The sequence below is a fragment of the Brevundimonas sp. UBA7664 genome, assembly GCF_002483305.1.
Taxonomy (GTDB): Bacteria; Pseudomonadota; Alphaproteobacteria; order Caulobacterales; family Caulobacteraceae; genus Brevundimonas.
In genome coordinates this window covers 1-17,480 of the sequence record NZ_DLHQ01000025.1, presented here as the reverse complement: position 1 = coordinate 17,480, position 17,480 = coordinate 1, and the positions used below count along the sequence as shown (strand labels likewise).

Genomic DNA, 17,480 nt, shown 5'->3' with positions numbered 1-17,480 from the left:
GCGTGTCAGCCTGCCCTTCGCGAACGGAGCCGGTCCTTTCGTGAACGGGACGGGGCGGGACGGCGTGGGGGTAATCGAGGCGATGCGGCGGCCGCTGATCGGGCGGGCGGGGCCGGCGGAGTTTGTCGCCCTCGCGCTGTTCGGCCTGTTTCTGGCGGCGATCGAGGCGTTCGACACGGGCCAGCTGCCCGTGACTCTCCGCTACCTCTACTGGCAGATGGCCCTGGTCGGCGGCTGGGTGATCGCCGCCCTGATTGAGCTTTTCCTCGCTCGCCGGCTGGGGGACCGGCCGGTGTTGTTCGCGGCCGCGCAACTGGCGACGATGACGCCTCCGATCGCAGTCTGGGTTTCCCTGATTGAGGTTGTGGTGTTCGGCTCACGTGCATCGGCCGAGGACATCGTGCCTCTCTTGCTGGACGTGACGACCGTCAATGTGGCGGTGATCGTGCTGGCCGTCGCCGTCCGGCGCTTCCTCGCTCCGACCCAGAGGCCCACGGCGCGGGAAGGCGTGGCGCCGCCTGTCATCCGCGCGAGGCTGCCGCCCCGCCTGGCGCGGGCGCGGCTCTTGGCCGTCCAGGCGGAAGACCACTATCTGCGCATTCGCACCGAGGCGGGCTCGGCCCTCGTGCTGATGCGGCTGTCGGACGCCCTGACCGCGCTGAAGGACGCGGATGGCTTCCGGGTGCATCGGTCGTGGTGGGTGGCGCGCGCCGCGGTCGAGTCGGCCCGTTGGAAGGACGGGCGAGGCGAGCTGATCCTGGCCGACGGCGCGACGGCGCCGGTCAGCCGGACCTACGCCGGCGGCCTGCGTGACACCGATTGGGCCTCACCGGCCTCCTAGTCGGCCAGCGCGGCTTCCGACGCCACGATCCGGCTGGCGGCGTTAACCACGGCGCCGATGCGCAGGGCGGCCTGGACTTGGGTCGCCGGCACGCCGTGCTTGCGCAAGGCGCCCTCGTGGGCGTCCAGACAGGAGCCGCAGCCATTGATGGCCGAGACCGCCGTCGACCACAGCTCGAAATCCATCTTGTCGACGCCCGGGTTGGCCAGGACGTTCATGCGCAGCCGGGCGGGGATGGTCGTGTACTCGCTGTTCTTCATCAGGTGCAGCGAGCGGTAGTAGATGTTGTTCATGCCCATGATGGCGGCGGCCGACTTGGCCGCATTCATCGCTTCCGGCGACAGCACCGTCGCGGCCTGGGCCTCGATCGCCCGGACCACCGGTGCGACGCCGATGGCGTGGGCCGAGGCGAGGAAGGTCCCCCATTTCTGCTGGTCGTTGAGCACCGTCTCCGAGGCCAGCGAACCGAGGTTCAGTGAGATGTCCTTCGCATAGGCGGGGATGAGGTCGCGCAGGGCGTCGATCGACATGGGAAACTCCAGAACAGAATGCGCTCAAGCAGCGAGCCGCGGCGCGGCGAGCGTTAGCGCAACAAGGTAGATACGAAACAGGCGGCGGCTTTCGCCGCCGCCTGTCCAGTTCAACGCTGGTCAGTACTTACGCGGCCAGCGTCTCGCCGCCCACCGGGCGGTTGCAGGCGCACAGCTCGTCGGTCTGCAGGGCGTCGACGACACGCAGGGTGTCGGCGGGGGCGCGGCCCACATTCAGATTGGTGACATAGACATGCTGCACGACATTGTGCGGATCGACCACGAAGGTGGCGCGCAGGGCGACGCCCTCGGCCTCATCGAGAACGCCCAGGTCGCGGGCGAATTTGCCGCCGTTGTCGGCGAACTGCCAGATCGGCAGTTTCGACAGGTCGGCGTGGTCGCGGCGCCAGGCCAGTTTCACGAACTCATTGTCGGTCGAGCCGCCCATCACCACGGTGTCGCGGTCGTCGAAGTCGCGCGCCAGCGAGGCGAACTCGGCGATCTCGGTCGGGCAGACGAAGGTGAAGTCCTTGGGGTAGAAGAAGATCACCTTCCACTTGCCCTCGAAGCTGTCCTTGGTGATCGGCTCGAAGGCCGAGACGCCGTTTTCCTCGTGGCTGTTGAAGCCCGGCTTGACGCCGATGATCTTGAAGTCCGGCAGTGTTTGTCCAACGCCCAGCATGGCAGGTGCTCCTGAGGTGTCTGAAAGGGTTTGCGCCGGGGAGGGCGCCGCAACTGCGAAATGGCGTGTGCGGTGCACAAAGTCAATGAGTGGAAGCCGGAAACCTCGATAGATTTTATCTATAGCCTCCATAGGCCGGCGCAGGCCTGATGAAATCCCTCCGCGCCTTTACGCGCCAGTCGGGGGAGGGCAGGGTCGAGCCGCAACCGGAGATATCGCCATGCGCCGTCTGACCCTCACCCTGCTGATCGCCACGGCGCTCCCGGCCGCGGTTGTTCCCGCCGTCGCCTCGGCCCAGACGCCCCCGGCCACCCTCGGCGAGCGCTATGTGCCGGCGCCGTGGTGGATGCGCGATCCGGTCATCGCCTCGGTGGGTTATGTGCGCACCGAAATCCCGGCCAACCGCGCCGCCTTCGGCGCCACCTTCCAGTCGATCGACCGCAGCGCCGCCGACGCCTCGCGCAAGGCCGCCGACCAGATCCGCGCCCTCAGCCAGGCGCTGGCCGCCTATGGCTTGGACACAGTTCGGGTCGAGACCTCCATCACCACCCGCCCGATCTATGATCAGTATCGCGACGAGAACGGCGTGTTGCGCGACAATGTCCGCGCCGACCGCATCGCCCGCTACCAGGCCGACGCCTCGATCAGCGTCACCGTCCGCGACATGGCGGTGCTGGAGCGGGTCTACGCCACGGTGATCGCCTCGGAGCCGACCTCGACCAGCCAGGTCGGCTTCAATCTCGAGCCCGAAAACGCGACCAACACCTGGCTGCAGGCCGAGGCGGTCAAGGACGCGGCGCGGCGGGCGCGCGAGGCGGCCACGAACGCCGGCGCGGCCCTGGGCGCCGTGCGGGTCATTGATCCCACCGGCCGCGCCTGCGAGACCGACGTCCTGGCCGGCTGGCCGTCCTATACGTCCGGCGCGGAACAGGCCACGACGGTGAATGGCGCGCCGAGTGGTATGATGATCACGGGCAACCGGATTCACGCGGCCCCGCCGCCGGCTCCGCCGGGCGCGGCCGGTCCGACAGAAGCCCAGATCGAGGCCGCCCGGCTGGCGCTGCAGCCGCCGCTGCGCGAACTGACCGACCGGGCCTGCGTGGTCTATGCGCTGAATTGACGGTCCCGCTTGACCCGGCGCCGCCGCCGCGCGACCGAGGGTCATGACCGCTGCGTTCAAAGCTGATCCCGCCTTCGACATCGGCTCCGTCGTCGTCTGCGACTGGCCTCTGTGCCAGGTCCGGCTCCAGGACGACGCGCGCTTTCCGTGGCTGATCCTGATTCCGCGCCGCGCCGGCCTGCATGAGATCGAGGACCTGACCCCGGCCGAGCGCGCGGTGCTGCTCGACGAGGTCGTGCGCGCCGGCGAAAATGTGCGGTTCCTCGGCCAGGCGGCGGGCCGCCCGGTGCAGAAGCTGAACGTCGCCGCCCTCGGCAATGTCACCGCCCAGCTGCATGTCCATGTGGTCGGCCGCCGCCATGACGACGACCTGTGGCCCGATCCGGTCTGGGGGCGCGGCGCGGCCGTGCCCTACGGCGCCAACGGCCTTCAGGCCGCGATATCCCGGATGCGTCTCAGTCCGGGCGGATGAGGGCCGCGGGCCGGGTCTGGCCGTCGACGGTCAACGTCCCGCGCCAGCCGTTCGCGGTCCGCTCCAGGGTCAGGGCGCCCGCGCCGTCCAGCGTCAGGACCACGCCGTCCGATGTCGCCGGACCCCAGCCGGACCGGTTGCGCCAGCCGCCCTCGACCGGCCCGACGCCCGGATCGCTCAGGACCAGATCATAGAGCGGCCGTCCCGCCGCATCGACCATCCGCCACCCGCCGTCCAGCGGACCGGCGCTCTGATCGGCCCGGATCTCGGCCGAGGCCACGCCCTGCTCATAGACGGTCTCGATGTCGCTCGGCGTGAACTCATAGGAGCGGACATAGGCCTCGACCACCACCGGAGCTTCCAGCGGGCGCCGGTACAGGTCCCCCTCGGCATCGCCCTGGGCCTGCTCACGGGCAGAGTCCGGGGCGGGCTCGAACGGCCGGATCGCCGGGGCCCGATAGGGCGCCTGCGTGGAGGGATGCGGCGCGGCCTGCTGCATCAACAGGCTCGCGAAGGCGACGACGATGAACCCCGACATGGGCCGAAGACTGCCGTGAACCGGGCAAGTTGGCAAAGCGGGCGCACCCGACCCGCGAATTCGTGATCGCCGATGCCGCACCTGCTCACGCTTCGTTGACCCCTGCCGTCACGCTGACTAAACCCGGTCCACCGGTTTCGAGCGGCTGAATTCGCTCAGGTTTCTGAGAACCATTCGCAATATGTCGACCTCCCCCCTTCCGGGCGACGCTTCCAACGATCCGACCGACGATCAAACCGGCCGTTTCGTGGTTCAGCCCAACGGCCGCGTCCGCCCGCTTTCGCCGCATCTTCAGGTCTGGCGCTGGCATGTCACCATGTTCGCCTCGATCCTGAACCGCATGACAGGCGGCGCCCTGTCGGTCGGGGCAGGACTGGTGTTCCTCTGGCTGCTGGCCCTCGCCTTCGGGCCGGACGCCTATGCGACCTTCACCGACTGGATGGGTTCGCCGCTGGGCCTGTTCGTCTGGTTCGGCCTGACTGTGGCCCTTTGCCTCCACCTGGCCGGCGGCGTCCGCCATCTGATCTGGGATGCGGCCGTCGGACTGTCGCCGAAGACCGCCGACGCCCTGTCCTGGGCTTCGATCATCGGCGGCGTCCTGATCGCCGTCGCCTTCTGGGCCCTCCTCTTCGCCTCGGGAAGGATCGCGCTGTGAGCCGCGACACCAAGATCTTCGTCAAGGGCGTCAAGGTCTCCGACCGCCACGGCGCCGGGGAATGGACCGCCGAGCGCGCCTCGTCCCTGATCCTCGTGCCCTTGACCCTCTGGGGTCTGTGGAGCGGTTTCGTCCTGTCGGGCGGCGGCTTTGACGGGGCGCTCGCCTGGTTCCGCTCGCCGGTGAACGCGGTCCTGCTGGCGATCACCCTGCTGGTCAGCGTCTGGCACATGCAGATGGGGCTGAAGGTCATCGTCGATGACTATATCCACAAGCCCGGGTCGCGCACGGCGATCCTGGGCCTGATCGGCCTGCTCTGCGTCCTGATCGCGGCGGCGGGCGTATTCTTCATCGTAAGGCTGGCCCTGGGCTCCGCGCCCCTGCCCGCCGGCTTCGGGATCTGACGGCTGATGGCTGCTTATGAATTCGTCGATCACGCCTATGACGTCGTCGTCGTCGGCGCGGGCGGCTCGGGCCTTCGCGCCGCCCTCGGCGCGGCCCAGCAGGGGCTGAAGGTCGCCTGCGTCACCAAGGTCTTCCCGACCCGCTCGCACACGGTCGCGGCCCAGGGCGGCATCTCCGCCTCGCTCGGCAACATGGGCGAGGATTCGTGGCAGTGGCACATGTACGACACCGTCAAGGGGTCGGACTGGCTGGGCGACCAGGACGCCATCGAATACCTGGTCCGCAACGCGCCCAAGGCCGTCTATGAGCTCGAGCACTGGGGCGTGCCCTTCTCGCGCACCGACGAGGGCAAGATCTACCAGCGCGCCTTCGGCGGCATGACGCGGAACTTCGGCGAAGGCCCGGTGCAGCGCACCTGCGCCGCCGCCGACCGCACCGGCCACGCCATCCTGCACACCCTGTACGGCCAGTCGGTCCGCCGCGAGGTCGAGTTCTTCGTCGAATATTTCGCCCTCGACCTGATCATGCAGGACGGCGCCTGCACCGGCGTGACGGCGCTAAAGCTCGACGACGGGACCATGCACCGCTTCCGCGCCAAGCTGGTGATCCTCGCCACGGGCGGTTACGGCCGCGCCTATTTCTCGGCCACCAGCGCCCACACCTGCACCGGCGACGGCAACGCCATGGTGCTGCGCGCCGGCCTGCCGCTGCAGGACATGGAGTTCGTCCAGTTCCACCCGACCGGCATCTACGGCGCCGGCTGCCTGATCACCGAGGGCGCCCGCGGCGAGGGCGGCTATCTGACCAACTCCGAGGGCGAGCGCTTCATGGAGCGCTATGCGCCGACCGTGAAGGATCTGGCCCCGCGCGACATGGTCAGCCGCTCCATGACCATCGAGATCCGCGAAGGCCGCGGCGTGGGCCCGAACAAGGACCACATCCACCTGCACCTCGACCACCTCGATCCGGCCGTGCTGCACGAACGCCTGCCGGGCATCTCCGAGAGCGCCAAGATCTTCGCCGGCGTCGATGTGACGAAACAGCCCATCCCGGTCCTGCCGACCGTCCACTACAACATGGGCGGCATCCCCACCAACTATCACGGCGAGGTCCTGACCAAGGTCGGCGACAATGCCGACACCGTGGTCCCCGGCCTGATGGCCGTGGGCGAGGCGGCCTGCGTCTCGGTGCACGGGGCCAACCGCCTGGGCTCCAACAGCCTGACCGATCTGGTCGTGTTCGGCCGCGCCGCCGGCCTGCGCTGCGGCGAGGTGGTCGACAAGACCTCGAAGGTGCCGGACGCCCCCGCCTCGACCACCGACGGCCACCTGTCCCGGTTCGACCGCTTCCGCCATGCGAACGGTTCGACCCCGACGTCGAAGCTGCGCATCGACATGCAGCGCGCCATGCAGTCCGACGCCGCCGTCTTCCGCACCGGCAAGACGCTGGAGGAGGGGGTGGCCAAGCTGCGCGCCATCCACGCCGCCGGCGCCGACATCAAGACCACCGACCGCGGCCTGATCTGGAACACCGATCTGGTCGAGACCCTCGAATACGACAACCTGATCGATCAGGCCCTGGTCACGATCGAGAGCGCCCTGAACCGCACGGAATCGCGCGGCGCCCACGCCCGCGAGGACTATCCCGACCGCGACGACGCGAACTGGATGAAGCACACCCTGTCGTGGAAGGTGCCGAACGAGCCGGTGAAGATCGACTATCGCCCGGTGCATAACTACACGATGTCCACGGACATCGATTACATCGAGCCCAAGGCGCGGGTGTACTAATGGTCCAGCTGACTCTCCCCAAGGGCTCCAAGCCCACGCGCGGCAAGGTCCACAAGGCCCCGGCCGGCGCGAAGAACGTCAAGACCTACAAGGTCTATCGCTACGACCCCGAGGTCGACGCCGACCCGCGCTGGGACACGTTCGAGATCTCGGCCGACGACCACGGCCCGATGCTGCTGGACGCCCTGATCCACATCAAGAACGAGATCGACCCGACCCTGACCTTCCGGCGCTCGTGCCGCGAGGGCATCTGCGGCTCCTGCTCGATGAACATCGACGGCCGCAACACCCTGGCCTGCACCAAGGGCTGGGAGGAGTGCGCCTCCTCGACCATCTCCATCGCCCCCCTGCCGCACCAGTCGGTGGTCAAGGATCTGGTGACGGACCTGACCCTGTTCTACGCCCAGTACGACTCGATCCAGCCCTACCTCCAGTCCGACGAGCCGGACCCGGAGAAGGAGCGCATCCAGCTGCCCGAGGACCGCGCCAAGCTGGACGGTCTGTACGAGTGCATCCTGTGCGCCTGCTGTTCGACGTCCTGCCCCAGCTACTGGTGGAACCAGACCGAATACCTCGGCCCGGCGGCCCTGCTGCAGTCCTACCGCTGGATCGCCGACAGCCGCGACGACGCCACGGACAAGCGGCTCGACGACCTCGAGGACCCGTTCAAACTCTACCGCTGCCACACCATCATGAACTGCGCCCAGGTCTGCCCCAAGGGGCTGAACCCGGCGGAGGCGATCGCGAAAACCAAGAAGCTGATGGTGGCCCCGTCCCGCAAGAAGACCGAGGCCGCCTGACTTGGCGAAGATCACCTACATCGAACACGACGGCCGCGAGCATGTCGTGGAGATCAAGACCGGCCTGTCCGTCATGGAGGGGGCGATCCGCAACAACGTCCCCGGCATCGACGCCGACTGCGGCGGGGCCTGCGCCTGCGCCACCTGCCATGTCTATGTCGACGAGGCCTTCGCCGCCGAGACCGGCCGCGCCTCGGCCATGGAGGAGTCGATGCTGGACTTCGCCGAGAACGTCCAGCCGAACAGCCGCCTGTCCTGCCAGATCCGGGTCACCGACGATCTCGACGGCCTGATCGTCCGTCTCCCCGAAAACCAGCACTGAACCGCGGCCGTGGGCCGGGCGAACCCTGAACTGGTCGATCTCGTCGGCCGGCTGATCGCCGACGGACCGAAAGACCGTCCGCCGCTGATCGCCCTGGTCGGGGCGCAGGGGTCCGGCAAGACCACCCTCGCCCGCGCCGCCGCCGACCGGTTCGGGGCGGTCCAGATCTCGATCGACGACGTCTATCTGACCCGGGCCGAACGCGAGGCCCTGGCGCGGGAGGTCCATCCGCTGTTCGTCACCCGAGGCCCGCCCGGGACGCACGATCTCGGCCTGCTGCAACAGTTGATCGACGCCCTGTCCTCCGCCGGACCGGATGACGAGACCCGCATCCCCGATTTCGACAAGCGTGGCGACGACCGGCGGCCCGTCGCGAACTGGCGTGTCTTTGCGGGTCGGCCCTCGGCCATTCTGATCGACGCCTGGTGCCTCGGCGCCCTGCCGCAGGATGCGGCGGAACTGGCCGAGCCGGTCAATGCGCTGGAAGCGGACCACGACCCCGACATCGGCTGGCGGCGCGCCGTGAACGGCTTCATCGGCGGGGCCTATGCCCACTTCATCGCCCGGTTCGACGCCGTCCTCTTCCTCAAGGCGCCGTCCTTCGATGTTGTGCTGGACTGGCGCTGCCAGCAGGAGGCTGATCTGCTGGGCGTCGCTCCTGCCGACCTGCCCGCCGCCGAACGCGCACGGCTGGCCGGCTTCATCCAGTATTTCGAGCGGATCACACGTCAAATGCTGGACGGCGGCGTGAGGGCCGATGTCGTGGTGCAACTGGATCGAAACCGTCTGCCGGGTTCTATGCACGCATGACCGCCCCGCAGGATCGCCGTTTCGAGCCGCGCTCGCCCGCCAACACGCGCGCGGTGGTGGTTTCGCCGGGGCTTGAGCTGCCCTGCCAGCTGATCGATCACTCGGCCCAGGGCGGTCGTATCCGGCTGGACCGGAATCTGGTCCTGCCGAAGGTGGTGATGGTGATCGACATTGCCCAGGGCGTCGCCATCGAGGCGCAGGTGGCCTGGCAGAAGGGTCTTGAGGCCGGTCTGAAACGCATCGGCCAGGCTTCGCTGCGCGGTCTGATCCCCTCTCGCCTCTCCGATGCCCGTGCGGCGTGGCTGCGGGCGGGGGGTCGCTAGAGCGCCGTCACGGCCTTGATCGCCACATAGACGGCGACGACCAGGATCAGGCCCGCGAACAGACGGCGACCGAGGACGGCGTTGGCGCCCAGCCGTCTGGCGATGGGAAGGCCGGCGAGGGTTCCCGCCGTTCCGCCGGCCGCCATGGCCGCGACGATGGGCCAGTCGATCAGGCCCGACAGGGCGTAGTTGGCCGCGGTCGTCGCCCCGAAGGCCGCGACGCTGACCAGGGACGAGGCCTGGGCCAGAGCGAGCGTCATGCCCGCGGCGCCCATCAGTCCGGGCACGATCAGGAAGCCGCCGCCGATCCCGAAGAAGCCCGCGGCCACGCCCACGCCGGCGCCCGAGGCGGCGATGCGCGGCGCCATGGCCCGCGTCAGCCGCACGTCCTCGGCCCCGACCGGCGCGTTCGGCCTCAGCATGGCCAGGGCGACCAGTCCCATGGCGAGGGCGAAGAAGATCAGCAGGGCGTGGCCGTCGATCACCTTGGCGACTGACGACCCGGCGAAGGCCCCGGCCGAGCCGGTGGCGGCGAACAGCAGGGCGCAGGGCCAGCGCACCCGCCCCGCCCGCGCCTGGCCGGCCAGGGCCGTCAGGGCGTTCAGCGCCACCCCGGCGGCCGAGGCGCCGATGGCCACATGCGGGTCCTGCACCGCGACCACATACAGCAGCAGCGGCACGGCCAGCACCGAGCCCCCGCCGCCGAACACGGTCAGCAGCAGGGCGACGATGCCGCCGCTCAGGACGGCCAGCAGCAGCTGGGCGACGGTCGGGTCCATGCCGCTATGCGGACTTGCCGGAGCCGCTGACGGTGGGCAGGCCCTCGGCCTTCCAGGCGTTCAGTCCGCCCTCCAGCACGAAGGCTTCACCCGGAACCTGGGCGGCCAGCCGGACGCAGTTCATGCCGGTCCGGGCGCCCGAGCGGCACATGTAGATCACGCTCTGGTCCGGCCCGTGATCCAGGTCAGCGGCGTCGAAGGCGGACAGGGGTTTGATGACGCTGCCGGCGATCCGTTCCTGCGCGACTTCGCCGGGCTCGCGAATGTCGACCAGAACGGCCTTGCCGGACTTGATGCGGGCCGCGACCTCGGCGGCGGAGAGGGGGGTGAGCACGGCCATGGATCAGTTTCCTTGAACAGGGGGGCAATAGATGTCGGCGAGGACGGCGATGATCATCCGGGCCGCCGGATCGGAGACGCGGTAGAGAATGGACACGCCCTCGCGCCGGCCGGTGACCAGACCTTCGTCGCGCAGCACCGCGAGGTGCTGCGAGAGGGCGGACTGGGACAGGCCCACCAGCGGCAGCAGCTCGCCCACCGCGCGTTCGCCGTCGCCGAGCTGGCACAGGATCATCAGCCGCTTCTCGTTCGAGAGCGCCTTCAGAAGCCGGGCCGCCTCGCCGGCGTTGCCTTGAAACCGGTCAGGGGACAGGGTGGAGGAGGGGTTCATGACGCGGTATATATAAGATATTGCTAATTTAGCAAGTACTAATATATTGAGGCCCAGCCAAGGAGCGTCCGATGATCGCCGACCCCGCCCCCGTCCCGACCGTCGAGGGCTTCTTCGACGCCGCGACCCATACCGTCACCTATCTGGTCGCTGACCCCGCGACCGGCGCGGCGGCGGTCATCGACCCGGTGCTCGATTTCGACGCCGCCAGCGGCCGCACCTCGACCGGCTCGCTGGAGCAGGTCCTGGCGCGGATCGCGGAGCGCGGACTGACGCTGGAACGGGTTCTGGAGACCCACGCCCACGCCGACCACCTGACCGGCGCTGACGAAATTCGCCGCCGCACCGGCGCCCCCATCGGCATCGGCAGCCGCATCACCGAGGTGCAGAAGGTCTTCGGCGTCCTGTTCGAAGCCCATGACGTCACCGCCGACGGCGTGGTGTTCGACAGCCTCTATGCCGACGGCGCGCGCTTCACCCTGGGGTCCCTGCCGGTCGAGGTCATCCATACGCCCGGCCACACGCCGGCCTGCGTCAGCTATGTCATCGGCGACGCCGCCTTCGTCGGCGACACCCTGTTCATGCCCGACTACGGCACGGCGCGGTGCGACTTTCCCGGCGGCGACGCCCGGACCCTCTACCGCTCGATCCAGCGCATCCTCGCCCTGCCGCCCGGGACGCGATTGTTCGTCGGCCACGACTATCTGCCCGAGGGTCGCGCGGACTATCGCTGGGAGACCACGGTGGCCGCCGAGGCCGCAGACAACATCCACATCGGGGGCGGCCGTTCGGAAGACGCGTTCGTGGCCCTGCGCGAGGCCCGGGACGCGACCCTCAAGGTCCCCGCGCTGATCCTGCCGTCCTTGCAGATCAACATCCGCGCCGGCGCCCTGCCGCCGCCCGAACCCTCGGGCAAGCGGTTCCTGAAGCTGCCGCTGAACGCGATCTAGCGGCTTAGGCGCCGGGCGTCAGTGTCCGGGCGAGGAAGTCGACCACCCTGGGCCAGGCGTCCTGACGCGCGGCGGCGTTGGCTTCCGGCGTCCCCCCGCTTCGCGCGGCGTCGCGCGGCCCCCCGTCGCCGACCAGATCGTGTCCGGCTTCCAGATAGATCAGGGCCCCGGTTTCAAGGCCGACCTCCGTCCGCGACCGCTGGATCGCCGTCGCGGCGCCGGCCGAGTTCCATTGCGCGTCCCGCCCACCGGCGATCACCATCAGCGCGCCCGGATAGCGCTCGACCGGGATGCGCGCGGCGGCCTCGCGCTCTGGATGGTCGGCGCGCCCATTCTCGTGAATGGCCCTCAGGTCCGCCGCGGGGCCCGCGAGCAGGCCTTCGACGAAGCCGCGATAGGGCATGAAGGGCAGCGGCTCGCCCCCGAACGAGAAGGACGACCGGGTGCCCTCGGCCTCGACCATCTCCAGCCCCCAGCCCTCCCAGACCACGTCCGTCGGCGCATAGGCCACCACGCTGTCGATCCAGTCGTACCGGCTGGCCGCGATCAGGGCGAACTCGGCGCCCTTGGACGCGCCGAACAGGCCGAAGCGTTCGACGTCGACGCCCGACATGCCGCGCAGCGCCTCGCGAAGCTCGTCGATCTGGTCGACGCGGATGTCGATGAAGCTGCCCGGAAGCTCGGGAAGGGCCTTGGGCGGGCCGTAGTCGCCCCAATCCGGGGAATAGTAGGGCAGGCCGACGGCGGCGTATCCCATCCGCGCCAGGATCGGTCCGAAACGGTCGCCCGCCTCCGTACCGCCGTCCGCGCCGTGAAGGATGACCACCACCGGCCGCGCCTCGTCGCCGCTCAGTGTATAGACCTTGGCGTGCGGGAAGCCCGGGATCGGCCGTTCGGACACAGCCTGCGCCGCCACCGGGCTGGCGAACAGGAACAGAGCGGCGGCGGCGAGCGCCAGGCGGACAAGTCGATACAAGATGGGATCTCCCAAGCGGTTCATCCGCCTCTCACAGGGTAGTCGCCGCCCCCGCCCTCTTTGGATGCAGCCGCTCAAAGAACGTCCGGAACCGTCCCCGCGGTGATGGCGATCCGGCCGATCAGACCCTTGACGATCAGGTCCAGCGCCGAGCCCTCGCGATAGTCGGCGGCGGCGACGAAATTGACCCGGTCCTCCGAGATCAGGCCATAGATCTTCTGCTGGTCGCGGTCCGAGTTGCGCGGGTCATAGACGGCGATCGAATAGCCGCCCTTGGTGTGCATCATCTTCATGGTCGGCACGTCGGTGTCGCCGTCGCCGAGGAAGATCATCCGCTCGAACGGCACCGGCCGGTCGTCGTCGGCCATGAAGCGGTTGATCTTCTCGTGCTCCCAGTGGTTCAGCACGCCCTTGTTGATCCGGAACAAATACTGGGTCTTGGTCGTGTAGTTGACCCCGACCGCCGGCCAGATCGCCACGCCGTGGTCGTCATAGACGAATTTGGACGCGAAGACGTGCCGGAACTCCGGCCGGATCGGGCAGCCCTCGATCATCTCCTCCAGGCCCGCCGAGATGATGTAGTGCTCGATCTCGAGCCCGTATTTCTCGCCCATCGCATTGATGCGGTCGAACCAGCCCTTGCCGGTCAGGTCGGACTTCAGGCCGTCGAACAGCTTCACATCCTCGCCATGCTCGGCCAGCAGCTTGCGCGTGATCGGCGCATTGTTGTCGCGCGCCTGTTTCAGCATCAGCTGCATGTACATCAGGATGTTGTCGGCATCGGCCTCGCGGGTCAGCTTGTCCGCCTCCCCCCAGAAGTCGCCGATCCCCATCCCGATCGACGGAATGAAGGTCACCTCCTGCATATTGCCGCGCGCGAGCGTGCCGTCGAAGTCGTAGATCAGCGCGGTCTTGAGGCGTTTGGACATGGCGGAATCCTGTGTGCTCCGCCGCTCTATACGAAGCGGCGGGCGCGGTCACGACCGCCGCTAGAGGGTCCGCACCCGATAGATGCGGCCGTCGGGGGCATAGGCGATGCTGATGTGACGCATCCGGCCGCCGCGGGTCAGCCTGTACCGCCGGACCTGCCCGCCCGGCTCCTCGTGGCGTTCGACCAGGGCCCAGCCGACGCCGGCGAGATCGGACCCCAGATTGGGCGGCAGCACCGAACCGCCCGCCTGCCCGCCGATCAGGGCTGAGATTTCCGGGGTGAACTGCGCTGGATCCAGAGCCCGGTCCGCCCGCGCGAGCATCGTCAGGGCCGCGGCCGTCACCTCGGGCGCGTCATCCTCCGCGGGGGCCAACGACAGCGGGGTCGAGCCCGGCGCCACGCTCTCGGCCAGCATCAGGCAGGCCTCACGCATGAACGCCGCGGCCGGGCCGCTTTCGATATTGACCATGACCGTCACCGCGGTCCGCGTGCGCGGGGCCCGCCACGCATAGGTCAGAAAGCCTGGCACGCTGCCCGAATGATACTGGACGGCGTGACCGTTCAATCGGTCGGTGAACCAGCCCGCGCCATAGGCCGCGCTGCGCCCGCTGGCCATCAGCGCCGGCGTCGTCAGGGCCTCCACCGTGAAGCGCGATGGAACCGCGGCGCCCTGGAGCGCCTGCTCCCACCGCGCGGCGTCCCGCGCGGACATCAGCACGCCGCCGTCTGGCCAACCGGAAAAATCGGAATCCATGCCGACCGCGTGCTGCGCGACCCCGTCTTCCAGCACATAGGGTTCGGCGCGGCCGGGGATGATGGCGCGGGCCTCATCGACCCTCGCGTCCCGAAGGCCGACGCGTCCCAGCAGCCGTTCGCTCATCCGGTCCCGATAGGACTGGCCCGTCACATCGGCCAGAAGATAGCCCAGCAGCACATAGCCGGTGTTGGAGTAGGCCCACGCCTCGCCCGGCCTGAAATTGAGCGGCAGCGCGGCGGCGCCCGCAAGGAACGTCTCCCGGTCGATCGCCCGGTCGGCCTCGAACCCCTCAAGGCCTTCGTAGTCCGGTATGCCGCTGGTGTGACTGAGCAGGGTGCGGATCGGAGCGCTGGCGAAGGCTTCCGGAAGGCCGCGCGCGTGTCGCCCGACCGGATCATCCAGGGCGATGGCTCCGGCCTCGACCAGCTCCAGCACCAGCGAGGCCGTCAGTTGCTTGGAGACAGAGCCGAGATGAAACAGCGTCCGTTCGTCGGCCGGAACCTGGAACGGCAGGGAGGCCAGGCCCAGCCCCTGGGCCGCAACCACCGCACCCTCGTGGACCACGGCGACGCCGGCGGCGGGAACCTTGGCGTCGCGCATCATCTGCCCGAGACGATCCCCAAGCTCGGGCGCCAGGCCGACGGCGGAGTCCTGGGCGCGCGCGCCGCCCGCGACGATCGTCGCGCCTCCCAGGGCCAGCAGCCCCCGACGGTTCCAGTCGCTCATGGTGTCACCCCAGCCGAAGTTCCGGCGCCGCCGCCACGCCCGCGGCTTCCAGCGGCAGATGCAGGATGAAGGCGGCGCCCTTTCCGGGCTCGCTCTCGACCTCGGCCCAGCCGCCGTGCAGCTCGACCAGGGCCTTGACCAGGGCCAGGCCGACGCCGGGCCCGCCGCGCTCGCGCCGGACGAAGCGGTCGAAGACGTGGGCCTGCAGGTGATAGGGAATGCCGCGCCCGGTGTCCTCGACGCGGATGCGGACTTCCGAGGTCGTGGCCTCGGCCGACAGGGTCACGGCGCCGCCTTCCGACACCGCCCGGGCGGCGTGGTCCAGCAGATGGTCCAGCGCCTGACCGACCCGCTGGGCGTCGGCGCGGATGGGACGCAGGCCGTTGGGGCAGTCGACCGTCAGGCGGGCCCCGCGCGCCTCGATCCGGGCCCGGACCCGCTCCGCGGCCGTGTCCAGCAGGTCGCGCACGCGCACGTCGCCGAGCTGAAGCTCCATCTCGCCCGCATCGATCTGGGCCATGTCCAGCACATCGTCGATCGAACTGGCCAGCTGGCTGGCGGCGATGCGGATGGCCCCGGCGTGCTGGCGGCTGCGCTCGGGCAGATCGGCCTGCATCTCCAGCAGTTCGGAATAGCCGACGATGGTGGTCAGGGGCGTGCGCAGTTCATAGGAGACGCTGCCCACGAACTCGCGCTTCAGCGCCGTCGATTCCTCCAGCGCCTGGGCCTTGGCGGCGAGGGCCTGTTCCAGCCCGCGCCGGGCGGTGATGTCGGCGAACGCGACCAGGGTGGCGCCGTCGGGCAGGGGCCGCGTCAGCCACGAGGCGATGCGGCCGTCGGTGGTCTTGCCCTCGCCGGCGATCGGCACCCGGCTTTCGGGATCGGGATCGGCGACCCGCGCCTTCAGCCCCAGCCACAGGGCCGGATCGGGCATGGTCGACTGGCACAGGGCGGCGACGGCGTCGAAGTCCGCGGCCGCGTCCAGCGCCTCGCCGGTCACGCCCCAGAAGGCGTCGAAGGCCTCATTGTGCAGGCGCAGACGCCCGTCCGAGCCGAACACGGCGACGGCGTCGTTCAGCTTGTCCAGCGTCGCGGTCTGCACCTGGATCTGGGCGTTGAACCGGCTGCGCAGCTTCAGCTCGTCGGTGATGTCCGAGAACAGCAGCAGCACCCCGCCCAGCGGGTGCGGCTGGCGCACCACCCGCAGCGTCCGCCCGTCGGGCAGGGACCAGCTGTCGTCCGGCGCGGCCTCGGAGGCGCCGTAGAAGTCCAGCTCATGGGCTTTCCACCCGGCGTAGTCGATGACCTCGGGCAGGAGGCGGCGCTGGCGCAGCCGGTCGAGCAGCTCGGCATGGGTCGGCCGTTCGTCCAGCCAGGCCGGATCGATGTTGAACAGGGTCTGGAAGGCCGTGTTGTGGAAGGCCAGCCGCTTGGACGGGCCGAAGATGGCCACGGCGTCGGCGAGGTGGTTCAGCGTCTCGTCATGGGCCTCGACGTGGCGACGCAGGGTGTCGCGCGTCTCCTCCGCCTCGGTCATGTCCAGGGCGAAGGCCAGCACGGCGCCCGCCCCGCCCTGCACCGGCTCGGCCACGATCCGCCAGGCCCGCCGCCGTCCGCCGCCGGTGGTCCAGCGGAAGCCGTCCTGATGCTGATGCGTCCGGCCCGCCTCGGCGACGATGGCGTCGGCCCCGCGGTCGAAGCTCAGCCCCTTCTCGCGCGCCGCCTCGACGCTCTCGGCCTTCATCTCGGTCAGCCAGGCCTTGTTGGCCCAGGCCAGCCGCCCGGCCGCATCGGTGATCCAGGTGGGCGCCGGATAGGAATCGGCCAGCAGGCCCAGACCGCTCTCGGTCGCCGTCCCGACCAGCCCCAGCCGCGACAGCCTGAGCCAGGCCGCGCCCGCGGACGACCGGCCCTCGACCGACCAGGCTCCGCCTGAGCCTTCGAGAACGGCGTCAAAGGCCTCGCCCTGATCGATCAGGGCGTCCAGCTGGGGCCCCGCCGCCCGCCGCACGGCGTCCAGCACCACCAGCCCCGGATCGCGTTCATGGTCGTCTTCGTTGGCCAGTTCACGCGTCAAGGCGGCCCAGGCCTGCGGCGATCCCAGCCGCCGGGTCTGGCCGTCCGGCGTCAGGGCCAGTCGCACATCCTCGAACGCCGCCAACGCCCCGTCACGGTCGGCCAGGTCGACCAGAGCGGCCGCCAGTTCCGCTTCGGCCACCCGGTTGCGCGCCGCCAGCCGCCCGCGCAGCCGCGCCGCCCAGGCGCTGAGGGCCAGGGCCAGCCCCGCGGCGCCCGCGGTCGCGACATAGGCGATGTCGGCCTCGGCCATGGTGTCGTGTCAGCTCCCGCGCCCTGATTCGGTAACCATACCGCATGAGGGTCGGGGGGGGGGGGGGGGGGGGG

Annotated in this window: 21 protein-coding genes; 11 read left to right on the top strand and 10 right to left on the bottom strand. The window is 69.6% G+C overall.

The window, feature by feature from the left end; translation table 11 throughout:
* The first annotated feature begins 40 nt into the window (after nt 1-40).
* Entirely contained in the window at nt 41-841 is an 801-nt protein-coding gene (locus B2742_RS05175; RefSeq protein WP_292063759.1) for a LytTR family DNA-binding domain-containing protein, read from the top strand.
* Here the strand turns inward: B2742_RS05175 and B2742_RS05170 are convergent.
* Nucleotides 838-1,371, bottom strand: coding sequence for a carboxymuconolactone decarboxylase family protein (locus tag B2742_RS05170; protein WP_292063757.1), 534 nt, complete (start codon nt 1,369-1,371; stop codon nt 838-840). The two genes, B2742_RS05175 and B2742_RS05170, sit on opposite strands and share 4 nt — an antisense overlap.
* Before the next feature lie 127 nt (nt 1,372-1,498).
* The gene (locus tag B2742_RS05165; protein ID WP_284223164.1) at nt 1,499-2,053 is read right to left on the bottom strand and encodes a peroxiredoxin; all 555 of its coding nucleotides are present in this window, start codon (nt 2,051-2,053) and stop codon (nt 1,499-1,501) included.
* 220 nt (nt 2,054-2,273) lie between these two features.
* Here B2742_RS05165 and B2742_RS05160 point away from each other — a divergent pair, with 220 nt between their 5' ends.
* Complete coding sequence (locus tag B2742_RS05160; RefSeq protein WP_292063753.1) at nt 2,274-3,173, top strand: SIMPL domain-containing protein; 900 nt, start codon at nt 2,274-2,276, stop codon at nt 3,171-3,173.
* Nucleotides 3,174-3,216: 43 nt separating this feature from the next.
* On the top strand, nt 3,217-3,645 hold the full coding sequence (locus tag B2742_RS05155; RefSeq protein WP_292063750.1) for an HIT domain-containing protein: 429 nt from the start codon (nt 3,217-3,219) through the stop codon (nt 3,643-3,645).
* On the opposite strand, the gene B2742_RS05150 is transcribed toward B2742_RS05155, so the two are convergent.
* Nucleotides 3,629-4,183 (bottom strand): hypothetical protein, encoded by a 555-nt coding sequence (locus B2742_RS05150; protein WP_292063748.1) that lies wholly within the window; start codon nt 4,181-4,183, stop codon nt 3,629-3,631. The two genes, B2742_RS05155 and B2742_RS05150, sit on opposite strands and share 17 nt — an antisense overlap.
* Before the next feature lie 181 nt (nt 4,184-4,364).
* On the opposite strand from B2742_RS05150, the gene sdhC reads away from it, so the two are divergent.
* From sdhC to B2742_RS05115, 7 genes are read left to right on the top strand one after another with little or no spacing between them, the layout of a single operon-like run.
* Nucleotides 4,365-4,838 carry a succinate dehydrogenase, cytochrome b556 subunit gene (sdhC, locus tag B2742_RS05145; RefSeq protein ID WP_292063746.1) on the top strand — a complete coding sequence of 158 codons (474 nt, stop codon included), beginning with the start codon at nt 4,365-4,367 and terminating at the stop codon, nt 4,836-4,838.
* Entirely contained in the window at nt 4,835-5,242 is a 408-nt protein-coding gene (gene sdhD / locus B2742_RS05140; RefSeq protein ID WP_292063744.1) for a succinate dehydrogenase, hydrophobic membrane anchor protein, read from the top strand. The genes sdhC and sdhD overlap by 4 nt, the downstream gene beginning before the upstream one ends.
* 6 nt (nt 5,243-5,248) lie before the next feature.
* Nucleotides 5,249-7,033, top strand: a complete 1,785-nt coding sequence (sdhA, locus tag B2742_RS05135) for a succinate dehydrogenase flavoprotein subunit (protein WP_292063741.1) — start codon at nt 5,249-5,251, stop codon at nt 7,031-7,033.
* On the top strand, nt 7,033-7,833 hold the full coding sequence (locus B2742_RS05130) for a succinate dehydrogenase iron-sulfur subunit (RefSeq protein WP_292063738.1): 801 nt from the start codon (nt 7,033-7,035) through the stop codon (nt 7,831-7,833). Before sdhA ends, B2742_RS05130 begins: the two co-directional genes overlap by 1 nt.
* A gap of 1 nt (nt 7,834) precedes the next feature.
* Nucleotides 7,835-8,155, top strand: a complete 321-nt coding sequence (locus B2742_RS05125) for a 2Fe-2S iron-sulfur cluster-binding protein (protein WP_292063736.1) — start codon at nt 7,835-7,837, stop codon at nt 8,153-8,155.
* Nucleotides 8,156-8,164: 9 nt separating this feature from the next.
* Nucleotides 8,165-8,965: a kinase gene (locus tag B2742_RS05120; protein WP_292063734.1), complete on the top strand. Its 801-nt coding sequence runs from the start codon at nt 8,165-8,167 to the stop codon at nt 8,963-8,965.
* Complete coding sequence (locus B2742_RS05115) at nt 8,962-9,288, top strand: PilZ domain-containing protein (protein WP_292063731.1); 327 nt, start codon at nt 8,962-8,964, stop codon at nt 9,286-9,288. Before B2742_RS05120 ends, B2742_RS05115 begins: the two co-directional genes overlap by 4 nt.
* On the opposite strand, the gene B2742_RS05110 is transcribed toward B2742_RS05115, so the two are convergent.
* Genes B2742_RS05110 through B2742_RS05100 form a run of 3 tightly spaced genes read right to left on the bottom strand, consistent with a single transcriptional unit; the run spans nt 9,285 to nt 10,737 of the window.
* A complete protein-coding gene (locus tag B2742_RS05110) occupies nt 9,285-10,067 on the bottom strand; it encodes a sulfite exporter TauE/SafE family protein (protein WP_292063729.1) in 783 nt (260 codons plus the stop codon). The two genes, B2742_RS05115 and B2742_RS05110, sit on opposite strands and share 4 nt — an antisense overlap.
* 4 nt (nt 10,068-10,071) lie before the next feature.
* Nucleotides 10,072-10,407, bottom strand: coding sequence for a rhodanese-like domain-containing protein (locus B2742_RS05105; RefSeq protein WP_292063726.1), 336 nt, complete (start codon nt 10,405-10,407; stop codon nt 10,072-10,074).
* 3 nt (nt 10,408-10,410) lie between these two features.
* Nucleotides 10,411-10,737, bottom strand: a complete 327-nt coding sequence (locus B2742_RS05100; protein WP_292063724.1) for an ArsR/SmtB family transcription factor — start codon at nt 10,735-10,737, stop codon at nt 10,411-10,413.
* Between the two features lie 71 nt (nt 10,738-10,808).
* Here B2742_RS05100 and B2742_RS05095 point away from each other — a divergent pair, with 71 nt between their 5' ends.
* Nucleotides 10,809-11,687 carry an MBL fold metallo-hydrolase gene (locus tag B2742_RS05095; RefSeq protein ID WP_292063722.1) on the top strand — a complete coding sequence of 293 codons (879 nt, stop codon included), beginning with the start codon at nt 10,809-10,811 and terminating at the stop codon, nt 11,685-11,687.
* Between the two features lie 4 nt (nt 11,688-11,691).
* Here the strand turns inward: B2742_RS05095 and B2742_RS05090 are convergent, their stop codons facing one another.
* The 4 genes from B2742_RS05090 to B2742_RS05075 all read right to left on the bottom strand — a co-directional run bounded on the left by B2742_RS05090 (nt 11,692) and on the right by B2742_RS05075 (nt 17,406).
* On the bottom strand, nt 11,692-12,663 hold the full coding sequence (locus tag B2742_RS05090) for a dienelactone hydrolase family protein (protein WP_292063720.1): 972 nt from the start codon (nt 12,661-12,663) through the stop codon (nt 11,692-11,694).
* Nucleotides 12,664-12,737: 74 nt separating this feature from the next.
* Entirely contained in the window at nt 12,738-13,592 is an 855-nt protein-coding gene (locus B2742_RS05085; protein WP_292063718.1) for an HAD family hydrolase, read from the bottom strand.
* Nucleotides 13,593-13,652: 60 nt separating this feature from the next.
* The gene (locus B2742_RS05080) at nt 13,653-15,077 is read right to left on the bottom strand and encodes a serine hydrolase domain-containing protein (protein WP_292063716.1); all 1,425 of its coding nucleotides are present in this window, start codon (nt 15,075-15,077) and stop codon (nt 13,653-13,655) included.
* A 4-nt stretch (nt 15,078-15,081) separates the two neighbouring features.
* Entirely contained in the window at nt 15,082-17,406 is a 2,325-nt protein-coding gene (locus B2742_RS05075; RefSeq protein WP_292063715.1) for a PAS domain-containing sensor histidine kinase, read from the bottom strand.
* Nucleotides 17,407-17,480: the final 74 nt, after the last annotated feature.